Origin of the sequence: Sinomonas terrae (genome assembly GCF_022539255.1) — a bacterium.
Classification (GTDB): Bacteria; Actinomycetota; Actinomycetes; order Actinomycetales; family Micrococcaceae; genus Sinomonas; species Sinomonas terrae.
Genome location: NZ_JAKZBV010000001.1, coordinates 297,711 through 321,094, shown reverse-complemented (window position 1 = coordinate 321,094; position 23,384 = coordinate 297,711). Strand labels below are relative to the sequence as shown.

20 protein-coding genes are annotated in these 23,384 nt (G+C 68.3%); 12 read left to right on the top strand and 8 right to left on the bottom strand.

Going from position 1 to position 23,384, the window contains the following annotated elements; all coding sequences use genetic code 11:
• Nucleotides 1-8: 8 nt before the first annotated feature.
• Together L0M17_RS01565 and L0M17_RS01560 are read right to left on the bottom strand one after the other, a co-directional pair.
• On the bottom strand, nt 9-698 hold the full coding sequence (locus tag L0M17_RS01565) for a type IV toxin-antitoxin system AbiEi family antitoxin domain-containing protein (RefSeq protein WP_241050607.1): 690 nt from the start codon (nt 696-698) through the stop codon (nt 9-11).
• A gap of 204 nt (nt 699-902) precedes the next feature.
• Complete coding sequence (locus tag L0M17_RS01560) at nt 903-1,784, bottom strand: helix-turn-helix transcriptional regulator (protein WP_241050606.1); 882 nt, start codon at nt 1,782-1,784, stop codon at nt 903-905.
• Between the two features lie 159 nt (nt 1,785-1,943).
• Between L0M17_RS01560 and L0M17_RS01555 the strand changes: the two genes are divergently transcribed.
• The 3 genes from L0M17_RS01555 to L0M17_RS01545 all read left to right on the top strand — a co-directional run bounded on the left by L0M17_RS01555 (nt 1,944) and on the right by L0M17_RS01545 (nt 5,239).
• The gene (locus L0M17_RS01555) at nt 1,944-2,927 is read left to right on the top strand and encodes an aldo/keto reductase (RefSeq protein WP_241050605.1); all 984 of its coding nucleotides are present in this window, start codon (nt 1,944-1,946) and stop codon (nt 2,925-2,927) included.
• A gap of 16 nt (nt 2,928-2,943) precedes the next feature.
• A complete protein-coding gene (locus L0M17_RS01550) occupies nt 2,944-4,149 on the top strand; it encodes an MFS transporter (RefSeq protein ID WP_241050604.1) in 1,206 nt (401 codons plus the stop codon).
• Nucleotides 4,150-4,216: 67 nt separating this feature from the next.
• Nucleotides 4,217-5,239, top strand: coding sequence for a zinc-dependent alcohol dehydrogenase family protein (locus L0M17_RS01545; RefSeq protein WP_241050602.1), 1,023 nt, complete (start codon nt 4,217-4,219; stop codon nt 5,237-5,239).
• Nucleotides 5,240-5,259: 20 nt separating this feature from the next.
• Here the strand turns inward: L0M17_RS01545 and L0M17_RS01540 are convergent, their stop codons facing one another.
• From L0M17_RS01540 to L0M17_RS01530, 3 genes are all read right to left on the bottom strand, one after another.
• Nucleotides 5,260-6,030: an SDR family NAD(P)-dependent oxidoreductase gene (locus L0M17_RS01540; RefSeq protein ID WP_241050601.1), complete on the bottom strand. Its 771-nt coding sequence runs from the start codon at nt 6,028-6,030 to the stop codon at nt 5,260-5,262.
• 310 nt (nt 6,031-6,340) lie between these two features.
• A complete protein-coding gene (locus L0M17_RS01535; RefSeq protein ID WP_241050599.1) occupies nt 6,341-8,509 on the bottom strand; it encodes an ATP-dependent DNA ligase in 2,169 nt (722 codons plus the stop codon).
• Nucleotides 8,510-9,017: 508 nt separating this feature from the next.
• A complete protein-coding gene (locus tag L0M17_RS01530; protein ID WP_241050597.1) occupies nt 9,018-9,164 on the bottom strand; it encodes a hypothetical protein in 147 nt (48 codons plus the stop codon).
• A 343-nt stretch (nt 9,165-9,507) separates the two neighbouring features.
• Between L0M17_RS01530 and L0M17_RS01525 the strand changes: the two genes are divergently transcribed.
• The 4 genes from L0M17_RS01525 to L0M17_RS01510 all read left to right on the top strand — a co-directional run bounded on the left by L0M17_RS01525 (nt 9,508) and on the right by L0M17_RS01510 (nt 13,879).
• A complete protein-coding gene (locus L0M17_RS01525; RefSeq protein WP_241050595.1) occupies nt 9,508-10,905 on the top strand; it encodes an MFS transporter in 1,398 nt (465 codons plus the stop codon).
• Between the two features lie 167 nt (nt 10,906-11,072).
• Nucleotides 11,073-11,822, top strand: coding sequence for an SDR family oxidoreductase (locus L0M17_RS01520; protein WP_241050593.1), 750 nt, complete (start codon nt 11,073-11,075; stop codon nt 11,820-11,822).
• A gap of 99 nt (nt 11,823-11,921) precedes the next feature.
• Entirely contained in the window at nt 11,922-12,659 is a 738-nt protein-coding gene (locus tag L0M17_RS01515; RefSeq protein WP_241050591.1) for a FadR/GntR family transcriptional regulator, read from the top strand.
• On the top strand, nt 12,656-13,879 hold the full coding sequence (locus L0M17_RS01510) for an MFS transporter (protein WP_241050590.1): 1,224 nt from the start codon (nt 12,656-12,658) through the stop codon (nt 13,877-13,879). The genes L0M17_RS01515 and L0M17_RS01510 overlap by 4 nt, the downstream gene beginning before the upstream one ends.
• A 218-nt stretch (nt 13,880-14,097) precedes the next feature.
• Here L0M17_RS01510 and L0M17_RS01505 read toward each other — a convergent pair whose 3' ends face one another.
• Nucleotides 14,098-15,183: a LacI family DNA-binding transcriptional regulator gene (locus tag L0M17_RS01505; RefSeq protein WP_241050589.1), complete on the bottom strand. Its 1,086-nt coding sequence runs from the start codon at nt 15,181-15,183 to the stop codon at nt 14,098-14,100.
• Between the two features lie 203 nt (nt 15,184-15,386).
• Here L0M17_RS01505 and L0M17_RS01500 point away from each other — a divergent pair, with 203 nt between their 5' ends.
• Entirely contained in the window at nt 15,387-16,703 is a 1,317-nt protein-coding gene (locus tag L0M17_RS01500) for an ABC transporter substrate-binding protein (RefSeq protein ID WP_241050588.1), read from the top strand.
• A gap of 149 nt (nt 16,704-16,852) precedes the next feature.
• Here the strand turns inward: L0M17_RS01500 and L0M17_RS01495 are convergent, their stop codons facing one another.
• Both L0M17_RS01495 and L0M17_RS01490 read right to left on the bottom strand, forming a co-directional pair.
• On the bottom strand, nt 16,853-18,232 hold the full coding sequence (locus L0M17_RS01495) for an MFS transporter (RefSeq protein ID WP_241050587.1): 1,380 nt from the start codon (nt 18,230-18,232) through the stop codon (nt 16,853-16,855).
• A gap of 141 nt (nt 18,233-18,373) precedes the next feature.
• Nucleotides 18,374-19,318, bottom strand: a complete 945-nt coding sequence (locus tag L0M17_RS01490; protein ID WP_241050586.1) for a dihydrodipicolinate synthase family protein — start codon at nt 19,316-19,318, stop codon at nt 18,374-18,376.
• Nucleotides 19,319-19,465: 147 nt separating this feature from the next.
• Between L0M17_RS01490 and L0M17_RS01485 the strand changes: the two genes are divergently transcribed.
• From L0M17_RS01485 to L0M17_RS01470, 4 genes are all read left to right on the top strand, one after another.
• Nucleotides 19,466-20,512 (top strand): LacI family DNA-binding transcriptional regulator, encoded by a 1,047-nt coding sequence (locus L0M17_RS01485; RefSeq protein WP_241050585.1) that lies wholly within the window; start codon nt 19,466-19,468, stop codon nt 20,510-20,512.
• Nucleotides 20,513-20,726: 214 nt separating this feature from the next.
• Nucleotides 20,727-21,635, top strand: a complete 909-nt coding sequence (locus L0M17_RS01480) for a transporter substrate-binding domain-containing protein (RefSeq protein WP_241050583.1) — start codon at nt 20,727-20,729, stop codon at nt 21,633-21,635.
• Nucleotides 21,636-21,649: 14 nt separating this feature from the next.
• Nucleotides 21,650-22,618, top strand: coding sequence for an amino acid ABC transporter permease (locus L0M17_RS01475; RefSeq protein ID WP_241050582.1), 969 nt, complete (start codon nt 21,650-21,652; stop codon nt 22,616-22,618).
• Entirely contained in the window at nt 22,615-23,370 is a 756-nt protein-coding gene (locus L0M17_RS01470; RefSeq protein ID WP_308196786.1) for an amino acid ABC transporter ATP-binding protein, read from the top strand. The genes L0M17_RS01475 and L0M17_RS01470 overlap by 4 nt, the downstream gene beginning before the upstream one ends.
• The last annotated feature ends 14 nt before the right edge of the window (nt 23,371-23,384 follow it).

Sequence of the window (23,384 nt, the reverse complement as noted above, 5' to 3'; positions counted from 1 at the left end):
TTCAGCAATCACACTCGGGAGAAGGCTTTCCCGGCAGAATTCTTCGGCGGGAGGGTAATGACCCCGGCCCTCTGGAAGAGCAGCTTGGCGAGTCCGCGGCCGTCTCCGAGCGGCAGGCCATGGTCGGAAGCCCTCGGTGCCAGGTACTGGGCGAACTTGTCCGTCGAGAGCAGCTTCTTCTGCCGCACGGCTTCGCGGAGCATCCGGTCCACGACGGCCAGCGGCGTCCGGGTCGTGATGAGGTCGGCGATGGTCCGCTCGACCGTGAGTATAGGGATGCGGTCGACGACGGTCACCTCCCCGGGTGTGAGGGCGTCCGTTCGGAGGACGACGCTGGACAGCCGGGTCCGGCGACGCTCGGGCACGATGAACTCGTAGTTGCCGGATCGGATGCTCCCGATTCCGTGCAGGAGCGCTGCGCTCTCGCCAGCCGTGACGACGGAAGGTGCGCCAGTCGCCGTCGTCGGCTCCACCGGGGCCGCGAGCATGAGCCAGCGCGCGACGAGCCCTTCGAGCCGCGGGTCGCAGGCGGGCGCCATCCGGTAGACGCCTTGGGCAACCCGGACGACGGCGCCCAACGAGGCCAGGCGGGACATCTGCTTACGGCTGATGCCCGCCCTTTCTGCCTGGGCTGTGGTCACGAGTCCCCAACGGTTGCCCGAGGCTTCTGCGAGGCGAGCGATCAGTTCCGACGTCATGTCCATCGACACTAGGCGCGCCTCGAGGAGCATCCGTGGCGAGACGAGGGATCTCAGTGGTGCTGGGCGGCGATCTCCGTCCAGTCACAGGCGTGCCCCGAGGTCGTACCGCGGCTGGACACAGTTGTCTCCGCGTCGGGCCATCAGCGGGACTCAGTGTTCGCCGCCGGAGCACCCCCGTCGTCGTCCATCATTCCCCGCCGTCTACTCGCCCGCCGTCGCCCGCGCGAGGTCCTCGATCCGCTCGGTCGCCGCCCAGCTCGCCAGGAGCCGCAGCGACTCCTCCGATTTCGACCCGGGCTCAGCGGGATAGACCGTCAGGGTGAGCCCCGGATCCTCGGCGAGCTCCATCGCCTCATACAGGAGTTCGAGATCGCCCACCACGGGGTGGTGGAATTTCTTGTTGCCCGAATAGTGCCGGCGCACATTGTGGGCAGCCCAGCGAGTCCGGAATTCGTCGCTTCGCATTGAGAGCTCGCCGACCAAATCCGCGAGGCCCTTGTCATACGGATTGCGCCCGGATTCGGTTCTCAGAATCGCGACATTGTTGTTGGCCGCCAGATTCCAGTCGGGGTAGAAGTCACGAGCCCGGGGGTCGAGGAAAATGAACCGCGAATGGTTGGCCGGACGCACCGGGTCGGTGTACAGCTGCGAATAGAGGGCGGCCCCGAGGCGATTGGTGGCGAGGATGTCCATCCGCCCGTTGCGCACGAATGCGGGGGCGCCGGTGATCGCGTCGAGCATGAACTGGACGCTCGGCCGCACCCGTTGCCGCACGGCTCGCGGCTTGGCACGAGAGGACGCGTTCGCGACCCGTGCGAGGTCGAAGAGGTGGTCGCGCTCGGCCTCGTCGAGCTGGAGCGCCCGGACCAGGGCCTCGAGGACGCTGTCCGAGACGCCGCCGAGATTCCCGCGCTCGAGCCGGGTGTAGTAGTCGACGCTCACGCCGGCGAGCATCGCGACCTCTTCGCGGCGGAGGCCGGGGACCCTGCGATTGCCTCCGAAGACTGTCAGCCCTGCTTGTTCTGGCGTGATCTTCGCACGGCGCGACGCCAGGAACTCGCGCGCTTCCAACCGGTTGTCCATGTTGCCAACGCTACGCGGCCTCGGATACGGCAAGGGAGGTACTGCCAGAACCGGTATCGGCAGGGTACTCCCTCATCACCAAGCAAGGCGTTTGCATGGATGGTGAGTGTGTTGGGCAGCAAGGTGCCGGGCAATAAGTCTGGCGGAGAAAGGACACCCATGGACTACAGGACCGTCGGCGCCACCGGCGTCCAGGTTTCACCCCTGTGCTTCGGCACGATGTCGTTCGGCTCTGAGGCCGACGAGGAGACGTCGGCGGCGATGTACCGCCGCGTCCGTGAGGCCGGGATCAACTTCTTCGACACCGCCAACGTCTACGGCGGCGGCCGCTCGGAGGAGATCCTGGGCAAGCTCGCTGTCGGCGAGCGCGATGACATCGTCATCACGTCGAAGGTCGGCTTCCCTGTCAAGGGCGATCCCAATGCGCAGGGCCTCTCGCGCCGTCATCTCATGCAGTCGGTTGACGCGAGCCTCACGCGTCTGGGAACGGACCGGATCGACTTCTACTTCCTTCACACGTTCGATCCGCGCACGCCGATCGAGCAGACCCTCCATGCGCTCGACGACCTCCAGCAGCAGGGCAAAATCCTCTACCCGGCCGTGAGCAACTGGGCGGCGTGGCAGATCGCGACGGCGCTCGGCGTCTCGACCCGGGAAGGCCTCGCCCGGTTCGAGCTCATCGAGCCGATGTACAACCTCGTGAAGCGGCAGGCCGAGGTCGAGATCCTTCCCCTCGCCCAAGCGGAGAACATGGGCGTCATCACCTACAGCCCCCTCGGCGGCGGCCTCCTCACGGGCAAGTACCGCGGCGGGCAGCAGCCCGAGGGCGGGCGTCTGGTCGAGAACGCGCGCTACGCGGACCGCTACGGGCTCGAGAGCGACCGCACCACCGCAGAGCGCTTCGCAGCTTTCGCGGACGACGCCGGGATCGCGCCCGCCGCCCTCGCCGTCGCCTGGGCCATGGGGCACCCGGGCGTCACGGCGCCCATCATCGGTGCGCGGAACCTCGAACAGCTCGAAGGGTCGCTCGCCGCGCTCGAGGTCGAGATGACCCCGGAGCTGCGGCGCCGGATCTCCGAGCTGTCCCCCACCCCGGCGCCCGCAAACGACAGGACCGAGACCCTCACGGGGAACTGGGCCTAAGCCCGAAAGGAGACACTTGAGCCGAACACAGGCCAAACCCCCGGCCCAGCAGCCCTCGATGACGCGTGGTCTCACGCTGCTCTTCGCGGTCGCCTCGGGGGCTGCTGTCGCGAACCTGTATTGGGCGCAGCCGCTCCTCGACACCATTGCGGAGCAGCTGCATGCGACTCCTTCGGCGGCTGGCTGGCTCGTGACCTCGACGCAGATCGGCTACGCCGTCGGGATCCTCTTCATCGTCCCGCTCGGCGACGTGCTCGACCGGAGGCGGCTGACCGTGGCCATGATGCTGGTCTCGGCGGTCGTCCTCGTCGCGTGCGCGCTCGCGCCGTCGTTCGTCTTCCTGCTCGTGGCCCTGTGCCTGCTGGGCATCACGACGATCTCCGGGCAGATCCTCACGCCCCTCGCGGGCGACCTCGCCGACGACAAGCGCCGCGGCCACGTCGTCGGGACCGTCGTCGCGGGCATCCTCACGGGGATCCTCGCGTCGCGGGCGATCAGCGGCCTCGTCGCCACGTTCGGCGGGTGGCGAGCCGTGTACGCGGCGGCCGCGGTCGCCGTCGTCGTCCTCGCCGGGTTCGTGTGGCGCGCCCTGCCGCCGCTCCATCGGAAGGCGCGCGTCCCGTACGCGAGGCTTCTCGCGTCGGTGGCCGGCGTCGTGGTCCGCGAGCGCGCGGTGCGGTGGACGCTCGCGCTGTCCACGACCGGGTTCGCGGCGTTCACGATGTTCTGGACCTCGCTCACGTTCCTCCTCGCGGGGCCACCGTTCCACTACCCCGTCTCGGTCATCGGCCTGTTCGGGCTCGTGGGCATCGCCGGGGCCGTGACCGCCCAGCGCACCGGCCGGCTCCACGACAAGGGCTGGTCCCTGCCCGTGACGGGCGTCGCGTGGGTGCTCGTCCTGGCCTCGTTCGTGCTCGCAGCGTTCTCGGGCCGGTCGGTGTGGATGCTCGTGCTCGTCGTGTTCCTCCTCGACGTCGCGATCCAGGGGCAGAACGTCCTCAACCAGACGCGCCTCCTCTCGCTCTCGCACGAGGGCCGCAGCCGGCTCAACACGGCGTATGTGACGTCGAACTTCATCGGCGGGGCCATCGGCTCGGGCGTCGCGGCGCTCCTGTGGTCCTCGGCCGGGTGGGCGGGTGTCACCGTTGCGGGGATCGTCATGAGCTGCTGGGCGCTCGCCGTCTGGGCCCTCGGGCGCCGCGGGCCGCTCGTGACGCAGTAGAAATCCCAGAAAGACCTTCCAAACCTCCGAAAGACCTTCCAAGGAACCTCAGAAAGGACCACCCCCCATGCGTGGAGCTGTCATGTATGCCCCCGGCGACGTCCGGGTCGAAGAGCGCGAGGATCCGTCGATCCTCGAGCCGACCGACGCGATCATCCGCCTCGCCGCCACCTGCGTCTGCGGGTCCGACCTGTGGTCCTATCGCGGCACCGACTCGGTGAACGAGCCCTCCCCGATGGGCCACGAGTACGTGGGCGTCGTCGAGCAGGTCGGCGATGAGGTGCGGAACGTCAAGCCGGGCGACTTCGTCATCGGCTCGTTCTTCGCCTCGGACAACACGTGCGAGATCTGCCGTTCCGGCTACCAGACCTCGTGCGTCCACCGCGTCGGAATGGGCAGCCTCGGCTGCCAGGCGGAACTGCTGCGCGTCCCGCTCGCGGACGGCACGCTCGTCGCAACGCCCGGAATGCCCGACGACGACCTGATCCCAAGCCTGCTCGCGGCCTCCGATGTGCTGGGCACGGGCTGGTTCGGCGCGGTCGCGGCCGCGGTCGGCCCCGGCAAGACAGTCGCGGTCGTCGGGGACGGCGCCGTCGGGCTCCTCGCGGTCCTGGCCGCGAAGCAGCTCGGCGCGGAGCGGATCATCGCGATGTCTCGTCACGCCTCTCGACAGGCCCTCGCGCGCGAGTTCGGCGCGACGGACATCGTCGAGGAACGCGGCGACGACGGCGTGGCGAAGGTCAAGGAGCTCACGGGCGGGCTCGGCGCGCACTCGGTGATCGAGGCGGTCGGCACCCAGGAGTCCATGATGCAGGCCATCCGCTCGACCCGCCCGGGCGGGCACGTCGGCTACGTGGGCGTCTCGCACGACGTCGAACTCCCCGGCCAGGAGCTCTTCTTCTCGCACGTGCACCTCCACGGCGGCCCCGCGCCCGTGCGCGAATACCTGCCGCAGCTGATCGAGCTCATCTGGAACCGGGAGATCAACCCCGGCAAGGTCTTCGACCTCGAACTTCCGCTCGATGAGGCGGCCGAGGCGTACAAGGCCATGGACGAGCGGCGCGCGATCAAGGTGCTGCTCCGGCCCTAGCCTGCCCTAGCCTCGCTCGGCTACTTCGGCAGGACCACGCGCGTGATGTCGGCGAGCTTGTCGATCACCGCATCCTGAAACGCCGGGTCCCGGACCGGGGCGGCGGGCTCGCGGCGGCGCTGGTGATACCAGTAGCCGCCGCTGGTCCGCGCGGCGTCGTCCTCCCCTGCCGCGAGCCAGACTTGGGTGAGGTGGCCCTGTTCGAGGTCGTCGGGGGCGTTCGGGCCGCCCATGCGCGTGGGCACCCAGCCGGGGTCGACGGCGTTGCTCGCGACGTCGGGCCAGCGCCGGGCGAGCCCGAAGGCGAGCGCGCTCACGAGCAGCTTGCTGTCGGAGTACGCCTGGTAGGCCTCCCATTGGCGCGCGAGCCAGTCGACGTCGTCGAGCGAGGCCGTGCCGCTGCGGTGCATGCCGCTCGTCAGGAAGACCATGCGCGACGGCCGCGCGAGCTTGGCCGTGAGGAGGTACGGGGCGAGGACGTTGACCGCGAGCACTCTCGCATGGCCTTCTGGCGTCGCAATCCGGCGCTGCTCCGTGTAGACGCCGGCGTTCTGGATCACGGCGTCCATGGGCCCGAGTTCGTTGACTTCGTCGGCGAGCGCGAGCGTCTCGGCGCGCACCGAGAGATCGCCGACGACGACGCCCGCCGCTTCCGCGGCAACCTCGCCGAGGTCGCCGGCCCGCTGGGCCGTGCGCGCATGGACGACGACGTCGTGCCCTTGCGCGATGAGCGCCCGGGCCGCGGCGAGGCCGAGGCCCTGGGTGGATCCGGTGATGAAGATGCGCGCCACGTCCGGCCTCCTTCGCGGGTTCCTTCGACAGTAGCCGGTGGTGCGGGGGCGGTGTAGGGGCGGGGGCGGTGTAGGGGCGGGTTCCGCGTAGGGGCCGCCGTCGGGCCCGGGCCGGGGTGATTCCGACCAGCTGGTGATTCCGACCAGCTGGTGATTCCGACCAGGTTTGAAATGAGGCGGCGGCGTGTCGACGACCGACACGCCGCGGTCTCAGCCGTTTCTCGCCGCAATCCCGGTCAGAAACCTGAGCGTTTGCGCTAGGGCGGGGTCAAGGAACTGCCCCTTGCGCGGCGGCCTACGCGGGCCGGTCCTAGGTCAGCACCGAGGAAAGGTCGTAGCTGACGGGTTCCTCGAGCTGGTCATAGGTGCACGATTCTGGCGAGCGGTCCGGGCGCCATCGGACCCATTGCGCGGTGTGGCGGAACCGCTCGCCCTCCATGTGGTCGTACCTGACCTCGACGACACGCTCCGGCCGTAGCGGGACGAACGAGAGGTCCTTGTCCGCATTCCAGCGGGAGCGCGCCGCCGCCGTCGGGGTGCGCGGTGCCGACTGGTCGCGGTTGTCCGGCAGCACCGCGGCGGGCTGCGCCCACGCCCAAGGGTGCCCCTCGAACGTGGTCACGAGCGGCTGCAGCTCCTCGAACAGCTCCTTGCGGCGAGCCATGGGAAACGCCCCGATGACGCCCACTGAGTTGAGCCTGCCCTGGGCGTCGTACAGGCCCAGGAGCAGGGATCCGACGGCGTCGGGCTCGTCCTTGTAGAGCCGGTACCCGGCGAGGACGCAGTCGGCTGTCCGCTCGTGCTTGAGTTTGGACATGACCCGCTTGTCCTCGGCATAGAGTTCCCCGAGGGGCTTGGCGATGACGCCGTCCAGGCCGGCGCCCTCGAACCTGCTGAACCATTCCAGCGCGAGATCGGGGTCCTTGGTCACCTGAGTGAGGTAGACCGGGGGCCTTGCGTCCTTGAAGGCCTCCTCAAGAGCTGCGCGCCGCTCGCGGAACGGGCGCTCGACGTAGTTGGTCTGGCCCAGAGCGAGCAGGTCGAACGCCACGAAGCTCGCCGGCGTTGCGGCGCTCAGCTTGGCGATGCGAGAGGCCGCGGGGTGAATGCGCTGCTGGAGGGCATCGAAGTTGAGCCGGTCGCCGGTGTCCGGATCCACGAGGACGATTTCGCCGTCGATGACCGAGTGGTCGGGGAAGCTTGCGACGATGGCCTCGACGAGCTCCGGGAAGTAGCGCGTCATGGGCAGCGCATTACGCGATCCGATCTCCACCCGATCACCCGAGCGCCACACGATCGAGCGGAAGCCATCCCACTTCGGCTCGTACAGGTACTCCCCGATGGGGAGCTTCTTGACCGGCTTGGCCAGCATCGGCCCGTAGGGGGGAGCGATCGCGGTGCCCCACTCGGCGTCGCGCTCCGCTTTGGGCGCCGAATAGTCGACGTCGGCTCGGTCCGCCTTGCGCTTGCTTGGCGGCACCCGCGGCGGCTCGCCGGGCATCTTGGGGTAGTCCGGCGGGAAGTTGAGCTCGCCGAGGCCGCGCTCGAGGTCCGCCTCCCATAAGGCGAGTGCGCCCGAGATGTCACCCGGCACGGCGTCGATCTCTGCCCACGGGCAGTCACGGGCGGCCAGCAGCGCGGGAACCGTACGGACGGTGAAGTCGCGCGGGTCGGCGTCGGGGAGTTCGTCCCACGTCAGCGGGGTCGAGACGGGCGCGTGCGGCAAGGGCCGGGGCGAATAGGCGGCGGCGATCGTCCGGTCGCGGTTGGCCTGGTTGAAGTCGACGAAGACCCGCTCGCCACGCTCCTCCTTCCACCACGAGCTGGTCACGAGGTCCGGCATGCGGCGCTCCAGCTCGCGTGCAATCCCGATGACGGCGTGCCGCACCTCAAGGAACTCGTGCGTGGGCCGGATCCGCGCGTAGACGTGGACGCCCCGGTTGCCCGAGGTCTTGGCGTAGGCCGTGAGCCCGGCCTCGGCCATCACCTCGCGCAGCGCGAGCGCGGCGGTGACGGCGTCCCGGAAGTCGCGCCCGGGCTGCGGATCGAGGTCGATCCGCAGCTCGTCCGGGTTGTCCAGATTGGCCGTGCGCACTGGCCACGGGTGGAAGGTGATCGTTCCCATCTGCGCTGCCCACGCGAGCTCGGCGGCCTCGTCGAAGACCAGCTGGTCGTGGCGTCTGTGCGACGGGTAGGTGCACGTCACCGTCCTGAGGTAGGAAGGCGCGCCCCGCGGCGGCCGCTTCGAGAAGAACTCCTCGCCGTCGATCCCTTCGGGGAAGCGCTGAAGAGTCATGGGCCGGTCGCCGTTGAGCCGCAGAAAAGGCGATGCCACCGAGATCAGGTAGCCGGCCAAGTCACGCTTGGTGAGGGGACCATGCCCCTCGACGCCGGGCCACAGCACCTTGTCTGGGCTGCTCAGCTTGACCTCCCGCGCGCCGTCGGGGCCGTCCACGTGCAGGACCTCAGAATCCGCCATGCGCCCAACGGTAGCTGCCACAACTCTGTTGGGGCAGGACGCAGCGGCCAACTCGCTACGCCGGCCAACTCGCCGACCGCCTGAGAAGGGCGGTCACATGCCCAAGAGGTGCATCTGGGCCGAGAACTCCGCTCCTTTACTTCTCTCTTCTGGGTGTAGTTCTGAGACTCCCCCCGGCTCGCGATCCGTCCCCGGCATCAATCAGAGTCCACGTTGCGCTTCCGCCGTCGTGCGGAGGCATCATACTGCCCTCGAAAATGAAAATCGGTTCAGCCGATGATTCGAGGGGCTGCCACAAGCCACTCATGGGGCAATGCGACCCGGTGTGCACGACCGTGGCTCGTTGGGAATTTCCCAAGGCTCGGTCGGCGCTGCTGATCTTGTTCACTCCAAGCCTCCTTGCGCTGCGTTGGCGAGTCCGCTGATGACAAATCGGCCTGCAGCTCAATGGTAGGCAGCACAATTGGCACTGAATAAGATGAAAGTGAATTGACCGGATAAGGCCCTCTTATGGATGGTCCTTCAGCTCGAGCTCAGTGGCGCCTCGTTCCCACTGCTCGAAGATCAACGTCAGGTTGAGCTTGCCGTTCCGGATGACGCGCCGGGCCACCCACCGCAGGATCCTCCCGAAGTGCTCGAGCTTCCGGGCGTCCAACGTCTCACGCCTTGGGGCGCCACGTCATAATCGATCGCTATGTAGGAACACAAAAGCTGTCTTTGTGTGACCAACACCTCAAACGCTACTTTGAAGTTGTGACCAGTCCGCAGCGTCGCCGCCTTGGTCGGTAGTGTTCTCGGACCGTTCCAAAACACCCGAGCCATCGATTTTCGGCCTATTTAGCAAATGGCCAAGATTGAATTTTCTCGCATCAGAAAGAGCACATTATGAGATTTTATGCGAAGCATCGCGCAGCGGCCACGGACCTCCCGGCTGTCTCCGCTCTCGCCCTTTCTGCCTGTGGACAAGCCGCTGCTCACCCATCGCCAATGGAGACGAAATGACTGAAACCATACTTCCCAAGAAGACCCCGGTCAGGGCGGCAGTCGCGGCCTGGATCGGCACCACGCTCGAGTACTACGACTTCGCGGTGTACGGCACTGCGTCGGCATTGATTCTGAACGTCCTCTTCTTCTCGCCCCAGCTGCCCCAGGGCATCAGCGTGCTGCTGTCCCTGGTCACGTTCGCGGTCGGCTACGCCGTGCGGCCCCTCGGCTCTCTCATCCTGGGGCCGATGGGCGATCGCTTCGGCCGCAAGTTCGTCATGATGATCACGCTGTTCGGCATCGGCGGGTGCACCTTCCTGATCGGCTGCCTGCCGACGTACGACCAGATCGGTGCCGCCGCTCCGATCCTGCTCGTGGCGATCCGCGTCATCCAGGGGCTGTGCCTCTCCGGCGAGCAGCCCAGCGCGATCACCATGAGCCTGGAGCACTCTTCAGATCGCCGTCGCGGGTTCATCACGAGCTTCACGACCCTGGGCGCATCCTCGGGCACGCTGCTGACGCTGCTGCTCTTCATCCCGATCGCCGCGATGCCTTCGCAGCAGCTGCTGTCCTGGGGCTGGCGGCTCCCGTTCTGGTTCTCGGCCGTCGTGGTGGTGGTCGCCTACCTGATCCGCCGCCATGTCCAGGAGCCGCCGGAGTTCGTCGAGGCCCAGCGCGCCAAGGCGAACGTCGCCCCGCTCCGACACCTCCTGCGCTTCCACTGGCGCGCGGTTCTGCGGATCGTGTTCTGCGCGCTCATCGCGGGCACGAGCTACATGATGCAGACCTTCTCGGTGGCGTTCGGAACCTCCGGGTACAAGCTGGACAAGCCGACCATGCTCCTGACCACGACGGTCTCGGCCGTGATCGCCCTGGCCATCACCCCCCTGGCAGGGTTCCTCGTGGACAAGGTCGGCCGCAAGACGATGTTCCTCAGCGGAACGATCGGCGTCGGCATCACGATGGCGCCCTACCTCTGGTCGATCACGACCGGCAACTGGGCGCTGATCTTCCTGTTCGGCATCATCAACTACTCCCTCTTCTACTCCATGGTGAACGCGTCCTGGCCCTCGTTCTTCGCAGAGATGTTCCCCGGCCGGCTGCGCGTCTCCGGGCTCGCCCTCGGCACCCAGATCGGCTTCGCCATCTCGGGGGTCATCGGCCCCGTCCTCGCGACAGCACTCGCGGGCGCCAACCTCAAGGACTGGCTCGGCCCGTCCCTGGTCGCGATCGGGTTCATGCTCTTCGCGGGGGTCTCGGCGCTCACCGCCAAGGAGACCCGAAAGTACACCCTCAAGGAGCTCGACGACGTGCAGCAGAGCGAGCGGGAGAAGGCCGTCATCACCGCCGCCATCGGGCTCCCGGCCAGGGCCACCTCCGATCTCGCTGCCAAGCCCCGCACAGTGGACTGACGCCCCGTCCCTCGTCCGAGCCCGCAAGCAGTTCCACCAGTGCGGCTGCGGCGGTGTCAGGGTAGTGACCGCTCAAGTCACCGCCCCGACACCGCCGCAGCTTCCGACCACACCAGACCATCTGGCCGTGCCGTTGGCGCACAGCCTCGTCCTTCCCCGGAGAACCGATGCCCTTCGCTGACTACAAGACCGCCCTCGTCACCGGAGCCTCGACCGGGATGGGCGCCGCGATCGCCGAGCGCCTCGCCAAGCGCGGGCTCACCGTCCACGCCCTCGCCCGCAACGAGGACCGGCTCACCGAGCTCGCCGACCGCACCGGCGCCGTCCCCCACGTCCTCGACCTCACCGACACGGCAGCGCTGGCCTCCGCGCTCGGCCCCCTCGAGGTCGACGTCCTCGTCAACTGCGCCGGCGTCTCCCGGCCCGGGAACATCCTCGACTCCACCGAGGAGGACCTCGACGAGATCATCGACGTCAACCTCCGGGCCCTCCTGCAGCTCACACGCCTGACCCTGCCCGGAATGGCCCAACGCGACCTCGGCCACATCGTCAACATCAGCTCCATCGCCGGGCTCTACAACTTCTACGGCCACACCGCCTACCACGCCACCAAGGCCGCCGTGCACCAGATCTCCCGCCAGCTGCGCAACGACACCGTCGGCAAGCGCATCCGCGTCACCGAGATCTGCCCCGGCCGCGTCGAGACCGAGATCTTCGGCCGCAACCTCGGCGGCTCCCCCGAGGCCATGGAGGAGGCCTGGCAGACCTACTACGAAGGCTACGAGTCCCTCACCACCGACGACATCGTCAACGCCCTCGACTACGCCATCGAGACCCCGCGCCACGTCAACATCGGCATGATCGAGATCACGCCCACCTTCCAAGTCCCCGGCGGCCTCACCTTCGACCGCCGCTAGTCCGAGACCTGGCAATTGGACTGACCACGATTCAACTCACGAGGTTGCCTCCCGGGCAAACGACCTGATATCCAAATGTAGGACATTAGGAGGAGAGGGATGCAGCTCGTCAGCCCGAGCCGTTCGGTTCCGCTACCCATGCAGGTCGCGGGACAGATCCGGGCCTTGATCGCCGACGGCAGTTGGCCTGTGGGCCACCGCGTGCCGTCGGAACACGAGTTGAGCCGCGACCTGGCTATCAGCCGGAACAGCGTCCGGGAAGCGCTGCGGTCGCTGGTTCATGCCGGGCTGCTGGAGGCCCGACCCGGAGACGGTACCTATGTGCGCGCCAGCAGTGAGCTCGGCGTCTGTCTGCACCGCCGGTTGGACGGCGCGGATCCGCAGGATGCCTACGAAGTGAGGGCATTGCTCGAGCAGCGTGGTGCGAGGCTGGCGGCCCGGAACGCGACACCAGAGCAGCATGCGGCGATGCGTCAGGCTTTGGCGGACCGCGATGCCGCGCAGCGGGACGGGGACGTACTCGAATACTTCCGGATCGATCTGGATTTCCATGCGATGGTGGTGGCCGCCGGCGGGAATGCCCTGCTGGCCGAACTGCACTCGCATATCCGCGACGCCATTGCGGGCAACCTGAGGATCAGCCCTGACCCGGCGTTGGGTGCCTCGCTGGATCAGAAGCACTATGCTCTGGTGACGGCCATCGAAGCCGGTGATGCCCAGTCGGCGGATGCCATCGCCGGGGAACTGGTGGCAGAGGCACGGCTGCTCAGCGCGCGCTCGTCCGACGCTTCCCCGCTAGCCGTCGTCGGCAACGAGCAGCGGGCGGGGGGCAAGTGAGCGGGCGGTCGACGACGGCAGCAGCAGCTTCAACCACCGGTCGTCTTCCCCGTTTCGGGCTGGCCTTGGTCGGGGTGCTGCTTATCGCGGCAAACCTGCGGGCGTCCTTCACCGCCGTCGGACCTGTGCTGGGGCTGATGCGCCAGGACTTGGGACTGAGCGGGGCTGCGGCCGGCCTCCTGACCAGCCTGCCGCTGTTGGCGTTCGCGGCTTTCTCCCCGGTGGCGCCGTCGTTGGCCCGCAAGCTCGGCCTTGACCGCGCCCTGCGGCTGGCCCTGCTGTTGATCGCCTTGGGGATCGTGGCCCGATCCGTCCTGGGGGAGGCCGGCGTCTGGGCCGGCACCGGCTCGCTCGGAATCGGGATCGCGATCATCAACGTGCTGCTTCCGTCGCTGGTGAAACGCGACTTCCCGCATCGCGTGGCCCAGGTGACCGGGGTGTACTCAGCGTTTCAGTCGTCGGTCGCGGCACTGGCGGCGGGAGTTGTCGTGCCCATCGCCGACGCCTCGCCGTTGAGCTGGCGCCTCGCCTTGGGCGTTTGGGCCGGGATTGCGCTGATCGCGATGGCCGTGCCACTGCCGCATACCCGTTTCCGCGCCGGGCCCGGGCCAGAGGCCCGGGCCGCTACCGGCACCAGCCCTGCGCCACCTGCCTCCCCCTGGACTTCGGCTCTGGGGTGGCAGGTCACGATCTTCATGGGACTGCAGTCCGTTCCCTTCTTCATCTTTGTCGCCTGGCTGCCGAGCATTCTGCACGACCGGGGAATCTCCGCGGGAACGGCTGGCTGGTACCTGTTCCTGTTCCAGATCGTCTCGGTCCTGGGGAATCTGGGCACCGCAACTCTCGCGCACCGCTTCACAGACCAACGACTGATCGGCCTGACCGGAGGGCTGCTGTGCTTCCTCACCTACGTCGGGTTGCTGCTTGTCCCACAGATGGCCCTGCTATGGACCGTGACCGGGGGACTGGGCTGTGGCTCTACCATCGTCCTGGCCCTGTCGTTGTTCAGCCTGCGCACCCGCACCCATAGCCAAGCCGCCGCGCTGTCCGGCATGGCCCAGTCAGTCGGATACCTTCTGGCCGCAGCCGGGCCGATCGTGTTCGGCTGGCTGCACGACCTCACCGGAGGATGGAGCATCCCACTCGCCCTCACAGCGACGACGATGGCGGCCATGGCCGTCTTCGCCACGCTGGCAAGCCGGAATCGCCTACTGGACTAAGACGCCTTGGCTGTCAACACGCAGCCACGTGGTCACGGCGCGTCAGGTAGACGGGCTCGCGGGGTCGCGATCAACTGCAAGTGGGCCTCGGTTCGCCCAAGAACGGCCGTCCTTGACATAGAACGCGGCGCTGCCCCCCGGCGTCGTCCCTGGGCCTTGGCAGCCTGGGGATCTGAACGCCTGAGGACGGCGCTCGGCAGCCCAGTTTCCCGCGGGCTTCAATCCCTCGGTGGGAATCTGGTCGCGCGCGGGGTTGGCCCGGGTGGTTCCGGGGCCGCTGCTGTGGATCGCCTGACAACGAGGCTGGTGGAGAGGTCGACGCGCGGCGGGTCCGATCGCGATCGGGGTCCCTGCCACGTCTGCGAGCGCAGCAGCAGTCCGACGGCTTCCGCGCCCATCTCAGCGATGGGCTGGCGGACCGTGGTGAGCGGCGGGCTGGCCCATTCCGCCTCCGGGACGTCGTCGAACCCGACGACGCTCAGGTCGGCCGGGATGCGGAGGCCAGCCTCGGCGGCGGCGTCGATGACGCCGAGGGCCATGACGTCGGAGCAGGCGAAGACCGCGGTCGGCGGGGCCTCGGCTGCGAACATCGCGGCCGCCTGCCGGGCGGCCTGTTCCCTGCTCCAGTCGGCGTATGCAACCTCGCATTCCTCGACGCCGGCATCGCGCAGCGCGGAGCGGAATCCGTCGATGCGGGCGGTGCTGTAGAGGTGGTCCCGTCCCCCGCCCACCACGCCTAAGCGGCGGTGGCCGAGCGCAAGCAGGTGCTCGGCGGCCGAACGGCCGCCTTCCCAGTTGGTCACCCCCACACTCGGCACGGCCGCGGCCGGCCGGCTCATCGGCGTGACGAGCACGACCGGGATCCGGGCGGCGGAGAGCACGGCGAGCTGGACGCTTGTGGGATCGACGAGAACGACGACGGCCCCCTGCGACGGGCGGCGCAGGAGCCGGGAGACCCATTCGCCGTCTCCTCGGGCGATGGCGATGACAACGTCGACGTTCGCTGCCGTCGCTGCCTGCTCGACGCCGACCAGGACGCGGTTGGCCCAGCTCCCATCGACGTGGTTCACCACCAGGTGGATCAGGGGCGGAGCCTCGGGCGCCGACGGCCTGGCACTGGGCCGGGGCCCTGACCTGGCATACCCGACCTCGCGGACGGCATCCATGACCCGCTCGCGGGTGGCAGGAGAGACGTCCGTCCCGCCCCTGAGCACTTTCGAGACCGTCGGCACGCTCGTGCCCGCGACGACAGCGACGTCCGAGAGGGTCGGCTGCTTGTTGCGCTGGAGCTCGGCGGGAGGCATGAGGCGAGCTTACAACAGGTTCTGATTGCGAAATTTTTCGTTCCCCCAAACGCCTTGCGGCCGCTCTGTATTGCCTGTCAGGATCTGCAAAGCGGAGGAACGTCGCCTCGATTTTGCGCAAATTCTTAGGCGATGCTCCTCCTGGGGCGGCTCCCTGCCGCCGGACGACGGACACCGGCGGAGGCCGGGGATGGAGGAAGACGATGGCCGGTCTCGACAGCGGAAGGACGATCTCCCGGCGTGGGCTGCTCGCGGGCGCAGGAGGGATCGCGGCCCTTGCCGCCCTGACGGGGTGCGGCCCCTCAGGCGGGGGGACGGGAGGGGCGTCCGGTGAGATCAAATTCTGGAACATGCCGTGGGGCAACACCGAGTTCTCCCAGCTCGACCGGCAGATCACGCAGAAGTACTCCCCCGCCAAGGGCCTGCCGCCGGCCGCCTACCAGGAGGTGCAGTGGGCTAACTTCACCACCACCTTCGCTTCGGCCGTCGCCTCCAACACCGGGCCAGCCGTCAGCAGCGGCAGCGGGACGCAGGCGTTCCAGTTCGCGCAGCAGAACCAGATCGCCCCAGCCGACAGCCTGCTGGAGTCCTGGAAGGCCAACGGCCTCTACGACGACTTCCTCCCCGGCCTCATCGACACGATGAAGACCTCCCAGGGCCATGTGGCGGTGCCCTACAACCTCGACATGCGCGCCCTGTGGTACCGGAAGTCGCTGCTCGAGAAGGCCGGGGCGGAACCTCCGACGGACTGGCAGTCCCACCTCGACGTCTGCGAGGCGCTGAAGAAGGCCGGGATGTTCGGATTCGGGATCGCCGCCGGCGCCCAGGGCAACGGGTTCCAGGTGATCGTCGGGCTGATGATCAACAACGGCGGCGGGATCTTCGACGAGAACCAGAAGCCCAACTGCGTCACCCCCGAGAACGTCCAGGCCCTCGAGTACATCGTGGAGATGGTGCGCAAGGGCTACATGGATCCCGGCAGCATCGGCTACTCGACGACCAATGCTCAGAGCCAATGGAAGGCCGGCAAGTTCGCCATGGGCTTCGAGGCGCCGGGCCTGGCGCAGCAGCTCGGGGGAAGCGTCGCCGGCGACATGCTCGTCGGGGACCCGCTGGTCAGCGCCAGGGGCACGAAGGGCGCCCTCTACTTCCCGAACAACATCATGATGTACAAGAACACGCCCAGCCAGGCCGGCTCCGAAGCCTTCCTGACCTACTACTACAAGAACATGAGCCCGCTGTGGACCCAGAAGACCGGGCCCGGGCTCCCCGTTCTCAAATCGATCGCCTCGACCCCGGAGTTCAAGTCCGACTCCAATGCTGTGAAGATGGTCCAGGTCTGGCAGCCCATCTGCAAGACCTGGGCGGCCCCCGGAGGAAGCGCCCTCTTCGCGAACATCTCGACCGTGGACAGCACCCCGGCGATGACCACCTTCGCCCAAAGCCTGCTCTCCCTCAAGGCCACCCCGACCGAGGCCCTCACCACCCTGCAGTCAACACTTGTCTCCACGATGAAATGACGGCTCACGCTCCGTCTGGGCCGGCAGCCTTGGAGGCCGGGGCGGAGCCGGACCGGGCCCCCGGCAGCGGGGATCCCGTCGCCAACACCACGGGCCCGGGCTGCGCATTGAGTGCGCAGCCCGGGCCCGTTGGTTTTCGGTGCCTTCGGTTATTCGAGGTCGGCGATGGTGCGTCCGGTGCGGTCGGGGGCGATGAGGGAGAAGAGGAGGCCGGCGGCGGGGCCGATGATGCCCAGGGCGAGGGCGAACGGGACGGTTCCGGCGATAGCGAGGGCGAAGAGGGGGAAGACTCCGGCGCCGAGGCCGCGGCCGACGTAGTAGCTGGCGCTGGAGCCGGTGGAGCGGATGCGGGTGGGGAAGTATTCGGACATCCACACGCCCAGGACCCCGAAGCCCCCGGCGGCGCCGGCGCAGAGCATGAGCGCCCAGAACGTGGGCCAGGCCCAGAAGTCGGCCCCGATGTGCGCTGAATGGGTGGCCAGGAGGGCCAGGAACCAGACGAACCCGACGGTGCCGAGGACGCAGGCGAGGGTGAAGGCGTACTTGCGCCGGAGGGCGTCGGAGACGATCCCGGTGAGGGTGTAGGCGATGATCGTGGCGATGTAGCCGAGCAGGACGATGAGGCTGACGGTGTTGAGGGAGAGCTTCTGGACCTTGAGCAGGTAGGTCGAGAGGTAGGCCCCGACGGAGTTCGTGGTCAGGAACATGGCGGTGGAGAGGACCATGAACAGGACCGTGCCGAAGACGAACTGGGGCTTGAAGATGTCGATGACCGGGACCTTGGTCCTGCGGATCTCCTTCGGGAGGGTGCCTTCCTTGAGGTGCTGCTGGTAGGAGAGCCACTGCTTTGACTCGGGCAGGAGCTTGAGGGAGGCGACGCCGATGACGGTGCTGACGGCACCGATCGCGATGTAGCCCGCGCGCCAACCGAGGTCGTGGCCCAGGAGGGTCAGGAACAGGAAGATCATGCCCTCGGTGAGGATCTCCCCGCCGAAGTACATGGCCTGGATGATCCCGCCCATGGTGCCGCGGCGGCCGGTCTTCCAGCATTCGGTGAACATCGAGAACGAGAGGCCGAAGAGCCCGCCCATGCCGATCCCGGCCAGGAGCCGGGTGGCCATGAACATCGCGTAGTTCACGGAGAGTCCGCCGAGGATCGCGGCGAGCCCGAAGGCCAGGACTGAGATCGCGAAGGTGCGGCGGCGGCCGAGGGTGTCCCCGAGGGTGCCGAAGACGAAGCCGCCCAGGATCGAGGCGAAGCCCTGGACGGTCGTGACGGTGATCAGGGCGATCGTATCCACGTGCAGGCTGCCGGAGATGTAGACCAGCGGGTAGCCGATGAGGTTCAGCTCCGCGCCGTCGAAGAGGGTCCCGAGCAGGGCGAAGGCCAGGATCAGGCGGACCTCGCGGCGCGAGTAGAGGGCTGCCATGCCCGCCTTGGCGGGCGGCTTGATGATGTGGGTCACGTGCACTTCCTCGTCGTTGAGGTCTCTGCCGGCCGTCGCACTCGCCGACGCTCCCGGCTCCATTGAATCCTGCGGGGCCGCCGCCAGTGAAGCGGAGCCCTCTGCGTGCCGGATGGCACGCGGTGCGCGTCCGACGGCGGGCGGGGAGCCCGCCGTCGTGCGCTCCCCCGGCCAGGCCATGGTCTGGCCCGGCCGGGCTTGGCCTCAGGCGCGGGCCGGTACGGCGACGCGGCCGAGGCCAGCGGAGGCCAGGGCGAGGGCGATCTCCTCGTGCGCGCCGGGGGCCAGCGGCAGGAGCGGGGTGCGGACGGTGGCGTGCTCGAGGATGCCGCGGGCGACGAGGCCTTCCTTGAGCGCGACGGTGCCCTCCATGTGCGAGCCGCGGTGGTAGACGTTCTTCGTCACGGGCAGGAGCCGGTCGTGGACCTCGCGGGCCCTGGTGTAGTCCTTTGCCCTGCCTGCGGCGATGAGCTCGACGAGCGGCTCGGGGGCGAGTCCGCCGTAGCCGACGAGGGCGCCGTCGACGTCGAACATGGTGTGCAGCAGGTACTCGTCGTGGCAGGTCAGGATCTGCAACTCCGGGAACGCCGCGCGCAGGACCGGGATCTCGGTGTCCCAGCGGCGCATGTTGCGCACGCCGTTCTTGGTCGCGAACACGCCCTCCTGCCCGGCGATCTCGAGCTGGGTGTCCAGGTCATAGGTGGCCTTGGTGGCGTCCGGGTACTGGAACAGGATCAGCGGCAGGCCGCTGGCCCGGTGGATCTCCCGGTACCGGGACTGCGGGGCGCCCTGCTGGTACCCGAACCTCAGCCAGCCGTGCGAGGGGTAGACCAGGCCCGCGGAGGCGCCGGCCTCGACCGCCCGCACTGCCTCCTCTGCAGCGACCTTGTTGCCCTCGCCGGTGATGCCGGCGATGATCGGCAGCTTCCCGTCCACGGCGTCCCGGAACGAGGAGATCACCAGGGCCTGCTCGGCCTGGGTCAGGAACGTGCCCTCCCCGGCGTGGCCGAGGACGACGAGGCCCTTGACGCCCTCGACGCTCCCGAGCCAGCCGCCGAGGCGGTGGATCGCGGCGACGTCGACGTCGCCGTCGCGGGTGAACGGGGTGACGGGGGCGGGGACCAGGCCGCGCAGATCGATCGTGGTCATCGGGTTCTCCTTCGGGTCGTGCAGGCTTGCTTTCGATCGGGTTGTGCAATCGATTCCCTTATCGATTGCTTCGACTGTAAGCTGGTTCACAGGAGCACGTCAAGGGGTCCGTCCGTAGAGCCGGCTCCAGAGCCTGGGAGGGCAAGCATGGAGACCAGGGAGCCCAGCGGGGCACGGCCGACGATCGCGGACGTCGCGGAGGCCGCCGGCGTCGCACGCTCGACCGTCTCGCGGGCGATGAACCGCGAGCACCGGTTCTACCGCAGCGAATCCGCGGCGCGGATCCGCGCCGTCGCCGAGTCGCTCGGGTACGAGCCGAACCCGACGGCCGCGAACCTGCGGCGCCAGCAGACCAGCACGATCGGGGTGCTCGTCTCCCGGCTCACGGACACGGTGATGGCGATGCTCTTCGAGGAGATCGCCGCGGCCAGCGCCGCTCGCGGCTACCACGCGCTCGTCGCCACCACCTACGACGACCCCGCCCTCGAGCGCGAGAACGGCCTGGCCATGCTCGCCTCCCGGGTCGACGGGCTCATCCTCACCACCGCCACCACCGGCGGCGGTCTGTGCACGGAGCTCGCAGAGCGCGGGATCCCGCATGTGCTGGCGCTGCGTGCCCACGGGGAGAGCCCGAGTGTCGTCGGGGACGACGTCCTGGGCGGCTACCTCGCCGCCCGCCACCTGATCGACCTCGGCCACCGCGAGATCGCCATCGTCGCCGGTCCCGACCACGCCCCCACTGCTCTGGCCCGGCGGGAGGGCTACCGGCAGGCCCTCTGCGAGGCCGGCATCCCCGAGGCGCCGGAGCTCGTCTACCCGTCCACCTTCAGCATGGAGAGCGGCGAAGCCGCCGCGCAGGCCTTCCTCTCGTCCGGGAAGCGGCCCACAGCGGTGTTCGCCGTCAACGACAACACCGCCTTCGGGTTCACCTCGGTCATCCAGCGCGCCGGGCTGGGCATCCCGAAAGACCTCTCCATCGTCGGCTACAACGACATACCCCTCGCAGCCCGCCTGCCGGTCCCCCTCACCAGCGTCCGGGTCCCATTCGCGGACATCGCCTCCGCCGCCGTCGACGCGCTGCTGGACTCCATCCACGGCCGGCCTGTCAGGGCGGCCCACCGAGTGCTCGCCCCCACGCTGATTCCGCGGGCGTCGACCGCCCGGCCTGCAATCCCGGCGGAGCTGCACTCCTGATCCGGCCCGCCCTGACGGGCGTCCCGGTCCTGGTCGGCCCACGGGGCGGGACGTAGCCACCTGCGTCCCGCCCCGACCCCCCTCTTCACGGCGCATCCCCTTGACATCCCTGCGTGCCCCGCATCACACTGTATTTACTGATAGCTTCTATCATACAGTGATAGTCCAAAAGGAACCCTAGCCAATGACGGCTCCGATCCGAGGAAAGATGTCAATGAAGAGATTGATCCGCAACACCATCACCGTCGGCGCGGTCGCGTCCCTGGCCCTGCTCATGGGGGCGTGCGCGAACAACTCCACTGCCGGGTCCGGCGGCGCCCCGGCGGCCAGCGCCACGGGCAGCGCAGACCCGGCCCTGGCGAAGCTGGTCCCTGACGACATCAAGTCGAAAGGGACCCTGGCCGGGGGCGCATCGTTCGACACGCAGCCAATGAACTTCTACGCCCAGGGCAATAAGCCCGACGGGGTGATCATCGACCTGCTCGACGCGGCGGCCGGCAAGCTGGGCCTGTCGATCAAGTGGTCTCAGATCCCCTACTCGGGCCTGGTCCCGGCGCTGCAGTCCAAGCGCGTGGACATCGCCGGCGCGCAGATCAGCAAGACCCCCGAGAACAAGGGGGTCGTGAACCTCCTGGCCTTCTACAACGCCTCCTCGTCGCTGCTGGTCCCGGCGGGGAAGAACTACGCCTCGGACACCGACGCGTGCGGCACGCGGTTCGGCCTCACGACGGGATCGACGGTGAACAAGAACATCGCGGACTCGATCAACAACGAATGCAAGGCCGCCGGCAAGCCGGCGCTGCAGTACCTCTACTACCAGAGCTTCAACGCCGGCGAGGACGCGATCAAGGCCGGGCGGATCGACTCGTTCCTGAACTCCACCCCGCAGATCCAGCTCGCGGTCAAGGCCGACAAGACCCTCGGCGCAACCCTCGTGGGCAAGCTCGCCTCCCGTGAGACCGGGGTCGCGCTGCCGAAGGAGGACACCCAGCTCACCCAGGCCTTCCAGGCCGCCTTCAACGCCATGATCGCCGACGGCTCGTACAAGAAGATCCTCGACAAGTGGGACCTTGGCACGATGGCGGTCGACAAGGCGGAGATCAACGACCAGATCCCGATGTGATGAAGCAGGCCCTCATGCAATCTCCAGTCAATCCCCCCGGCAATCCTCCCGAGACCTGGCAGGCGACGACGGCGACCGGCACCATGGCGCCGAGGGCCGAGGTCCCGGACGCGGTCGCGGTGAAGCGCCACTATGGCCGCTGGGCCGCGGTCGTCGTCCTCCTCGCCCTCGCCCTCGGGGTCGCGAAGTCCCTCGCGCAGAACCCCCAGCTCGAATGGGGCGTGGTGGGCCAGTTCCTCTTCGACGGCCAAATTCTCGAAGGGCTGGGGCAGACGCTGCTCCTGTCGGTCGTGTCGATGCTCGTCGCCTCCGCGATCGGGCTCGTGTTCGGCTTCTTCCGGCTCAGTGCGAACCCGGTGCTGCGGACCCTCGGTGCCCTGTACGTGTGGGTCTTCCGCAGCGTGCCGGCCCTGATCCAGATCCTCTTCTGGGGCAATCTGGCCCTCTTCGCCCCGCGCCTTGGCATCGGCATCCCCGGCACGGGCTGGACCCTGTTCTCGGCCTCGACCAACGATGTGCTTTCCCCGTTCGCAGCCTCGATCGTGGCCCTCTCGATCGCCAACGGCGCCTACCTGGCCGAGATCATCCGCTCCGGCCTGCTCTCCGTCGACGAGGGCCAGCACCTGGCCTCCTCCGCCCTCGGCCTCACCTGGTGGCAGGCCCAGCGGAAGGTCATCCTCCCCCAGGCGCTGCGGGTCATGATCCCCCCGGCAGGGAACCAGTTCATCACCCTGCTGAAGGAGACCTCCCTGGTGTCCGTCATCGCGGGCGGGGACATCCTCAGCCATGCCGAGAACATCTCCGGCTACAACCTGCGCACCGTCGAGCTCCTGATCGTCGCCGCCATCTGGTACCTGGCCGTGACCAGCGCCGCGACCCTGGGCCAGAACATCATCGAGCGGCGCACCGCCCGCGGGGCCGCCCAGCAGAAGCGCAGGGCCAAGGCCGGACCGGCCGAGACCGCCAAGGAGGCATCGCTGTGAGCAGCGTCGACGTCGTCAATGTGCACAAGAGCTTCGGGGACAACGAGATCCTCAAGGGCATCGACCTCCGCGTCAGCCAGGGGGAGGTCGTCTGCCTCCTGGGACCCTCCGGGTCCGGCAAGAGCACCCTGCTGCGCTGCATCAACGGGCTCGTCATGCCGGACAAGGGACACGTCTCCGTGGGCGGGACCCTGATCGGCCGCAAGGTCCAGAACGGGAAGCTGCACGACCTCAGCGGCCGCGAGGCTGCCGTCCAGCGCGAGCGGATCGGCATGGTCTTCCAGCAGTTCAACCTCTTCCCCCACCTGGACGTGCGCGAGAACCTCATGCTCGGCCCGCGCGCCCACAGGCTCGGCGGCAGGAACGAGCTCGAGGAGAAGGCACGGCACCTGCTGGCCAAGGTCGGCCTCGCCAGTCGGGTCAACGCCTACCCGTCCCAGCTCTCCGGCGGGCAGCAGCAGCGCGTGGCCATCGCCCGGGCCCTGATGATGGCACCGGACCTGATGCTCTTCGACGAGCCCACCTCCGCTCTGGACCCCGAGCTGGTCGGCGAGGTGCTGGACACCATGCGATCCCTCGCCCAAGACGGAATGACCATGATCGTCGTCACCCACGAGATGGCGTTCGCCCGCCAAGTCGCCGACCGGGTCGTCTTCATGGCCGACGGGCACATCGTCGAGGACGCCGCCCCGGCGCAGTTCTTCGACAGCCCCGCCACAGAGCGCGCCAGGGCCTTCCTCCGCCTCGCCTGACAACCACCACCTGC

What these genes read in the sequence shown, in the direction of transcription:
- L0M17_RS01565 (WP_241050607.1), bottom strand. Translation starts at nt 698, where the DNA reads ATGACGTCGGAACTGATCGCTCGCCTCGCAGAAGCCTCGGGCAACCGT.
- L0M17_RS01560 (WP_241050606.1), bottom strand. Translation starts at nt 1,784, where the DNA reads ATGGACAACCGGTTGGAAGCGCGCGAGTTCCTGGCGTCGCGCCGTGCG.
- L0M17_RS01555 (WP_241050605.1), top strand. Translation starts at nt 1,944, where the DNA reads ATGGACTACAGGACCGTCGGCGCCACCGGCGTCCAGGTTTCACCCCTG.
- L0M17_RS01545 (WP_241050602.1), top strand. Translation starts at nt 4,217, where the DNA reads ATGCGTGGAGCTGTCATGTATGCCCCCGGCGACGTCCGGGTCGAAGAG.
- L0M17_RS01535 (WP_241050599.1), bottom strand. Translation starts at nt 8,509, where the DNA reads ATGGCGGATTCTGAGGTCCTGCACGTGGACGGCCCCGACGGCGCGCGG.
- L0M17_RS01525 (WP_241050595.1), top strand. Translation starts at nt 9,508, where the DNA reads ATGACTGAAACCATACTTCCCAAGAAGACCCCGGTCAGGGCGGCAGTC.
- L0M17_RS01520 (WP_241050593.1), top strand. Translation starts at nt 11,073, where the DNA reads ATGCCCTTCGCTGACTACAAGACCGCCCTCGTCACCGGAGCCTCGACC.
- L0M17_RS01515 (WP_241050591.1), top strand. Translation starts at nt 11,922, where the DNA reads ATGCAGCTCGTCAGCCCGAGCCGTTCGGTTCCGCTACCCATGCAGGTC.
- L0M17_RS01505 (WP_241050589.1), bottom strand. Translation starts at nt 15,183, where the DNA reads ATGCCTCCCGCCGAGCTCCAGCGCAACAAGCAGCCGACCCTCTCGGAC.
- L0M17_RS01500 (WP_241050588.1), top strand. Translation starts at nt 15,387, where the DNA reads ATGGCCGGTCTCGACAGCGGAAGGACGATCTCCCGGCGTGGGCTGCTC.
- L0M17_RS01495 (WP_241050587.1), bottom strand. Translation starts at nt 18,232, where the DNA reads ATGGAGCCGGGAGCGTCGGCGAGTGCGACGGCCGGCAGAGACCTCAAC.
- L0M17_RS01490 (WP_241050586.1), bottom strand. Translation starts at nt 19,318, where the DNA reads ATGACCACGATCGATCTGCGCGGCCTGGTCCCCGCCCCCGTCACCCCG.
- L0M17_RS01485 (WP_241050585.1), top strand. Translation starts at nt 19,466, where the DNA reads ATGGAGACCAGGGAGCCCAGCGGGGCACGGCCGACGATCGCGGACGTC.
- L0M17_RS01480 (WP_241050583.1), top strand. Translation starts at nt 20,727, where the DNA reads ATGAAGAGATTGATCCGCAACACCATCACCGTCGGCGCGGTCGCGTCC.
- L0M17_RS01475 (WP_241050582.1), top strand. Translation starts at nt 21,650, where the DNA reads ATGCAATCTCCAGTCAATCCCCCCGGCAATCCTCCCGAGACCTGGCAG.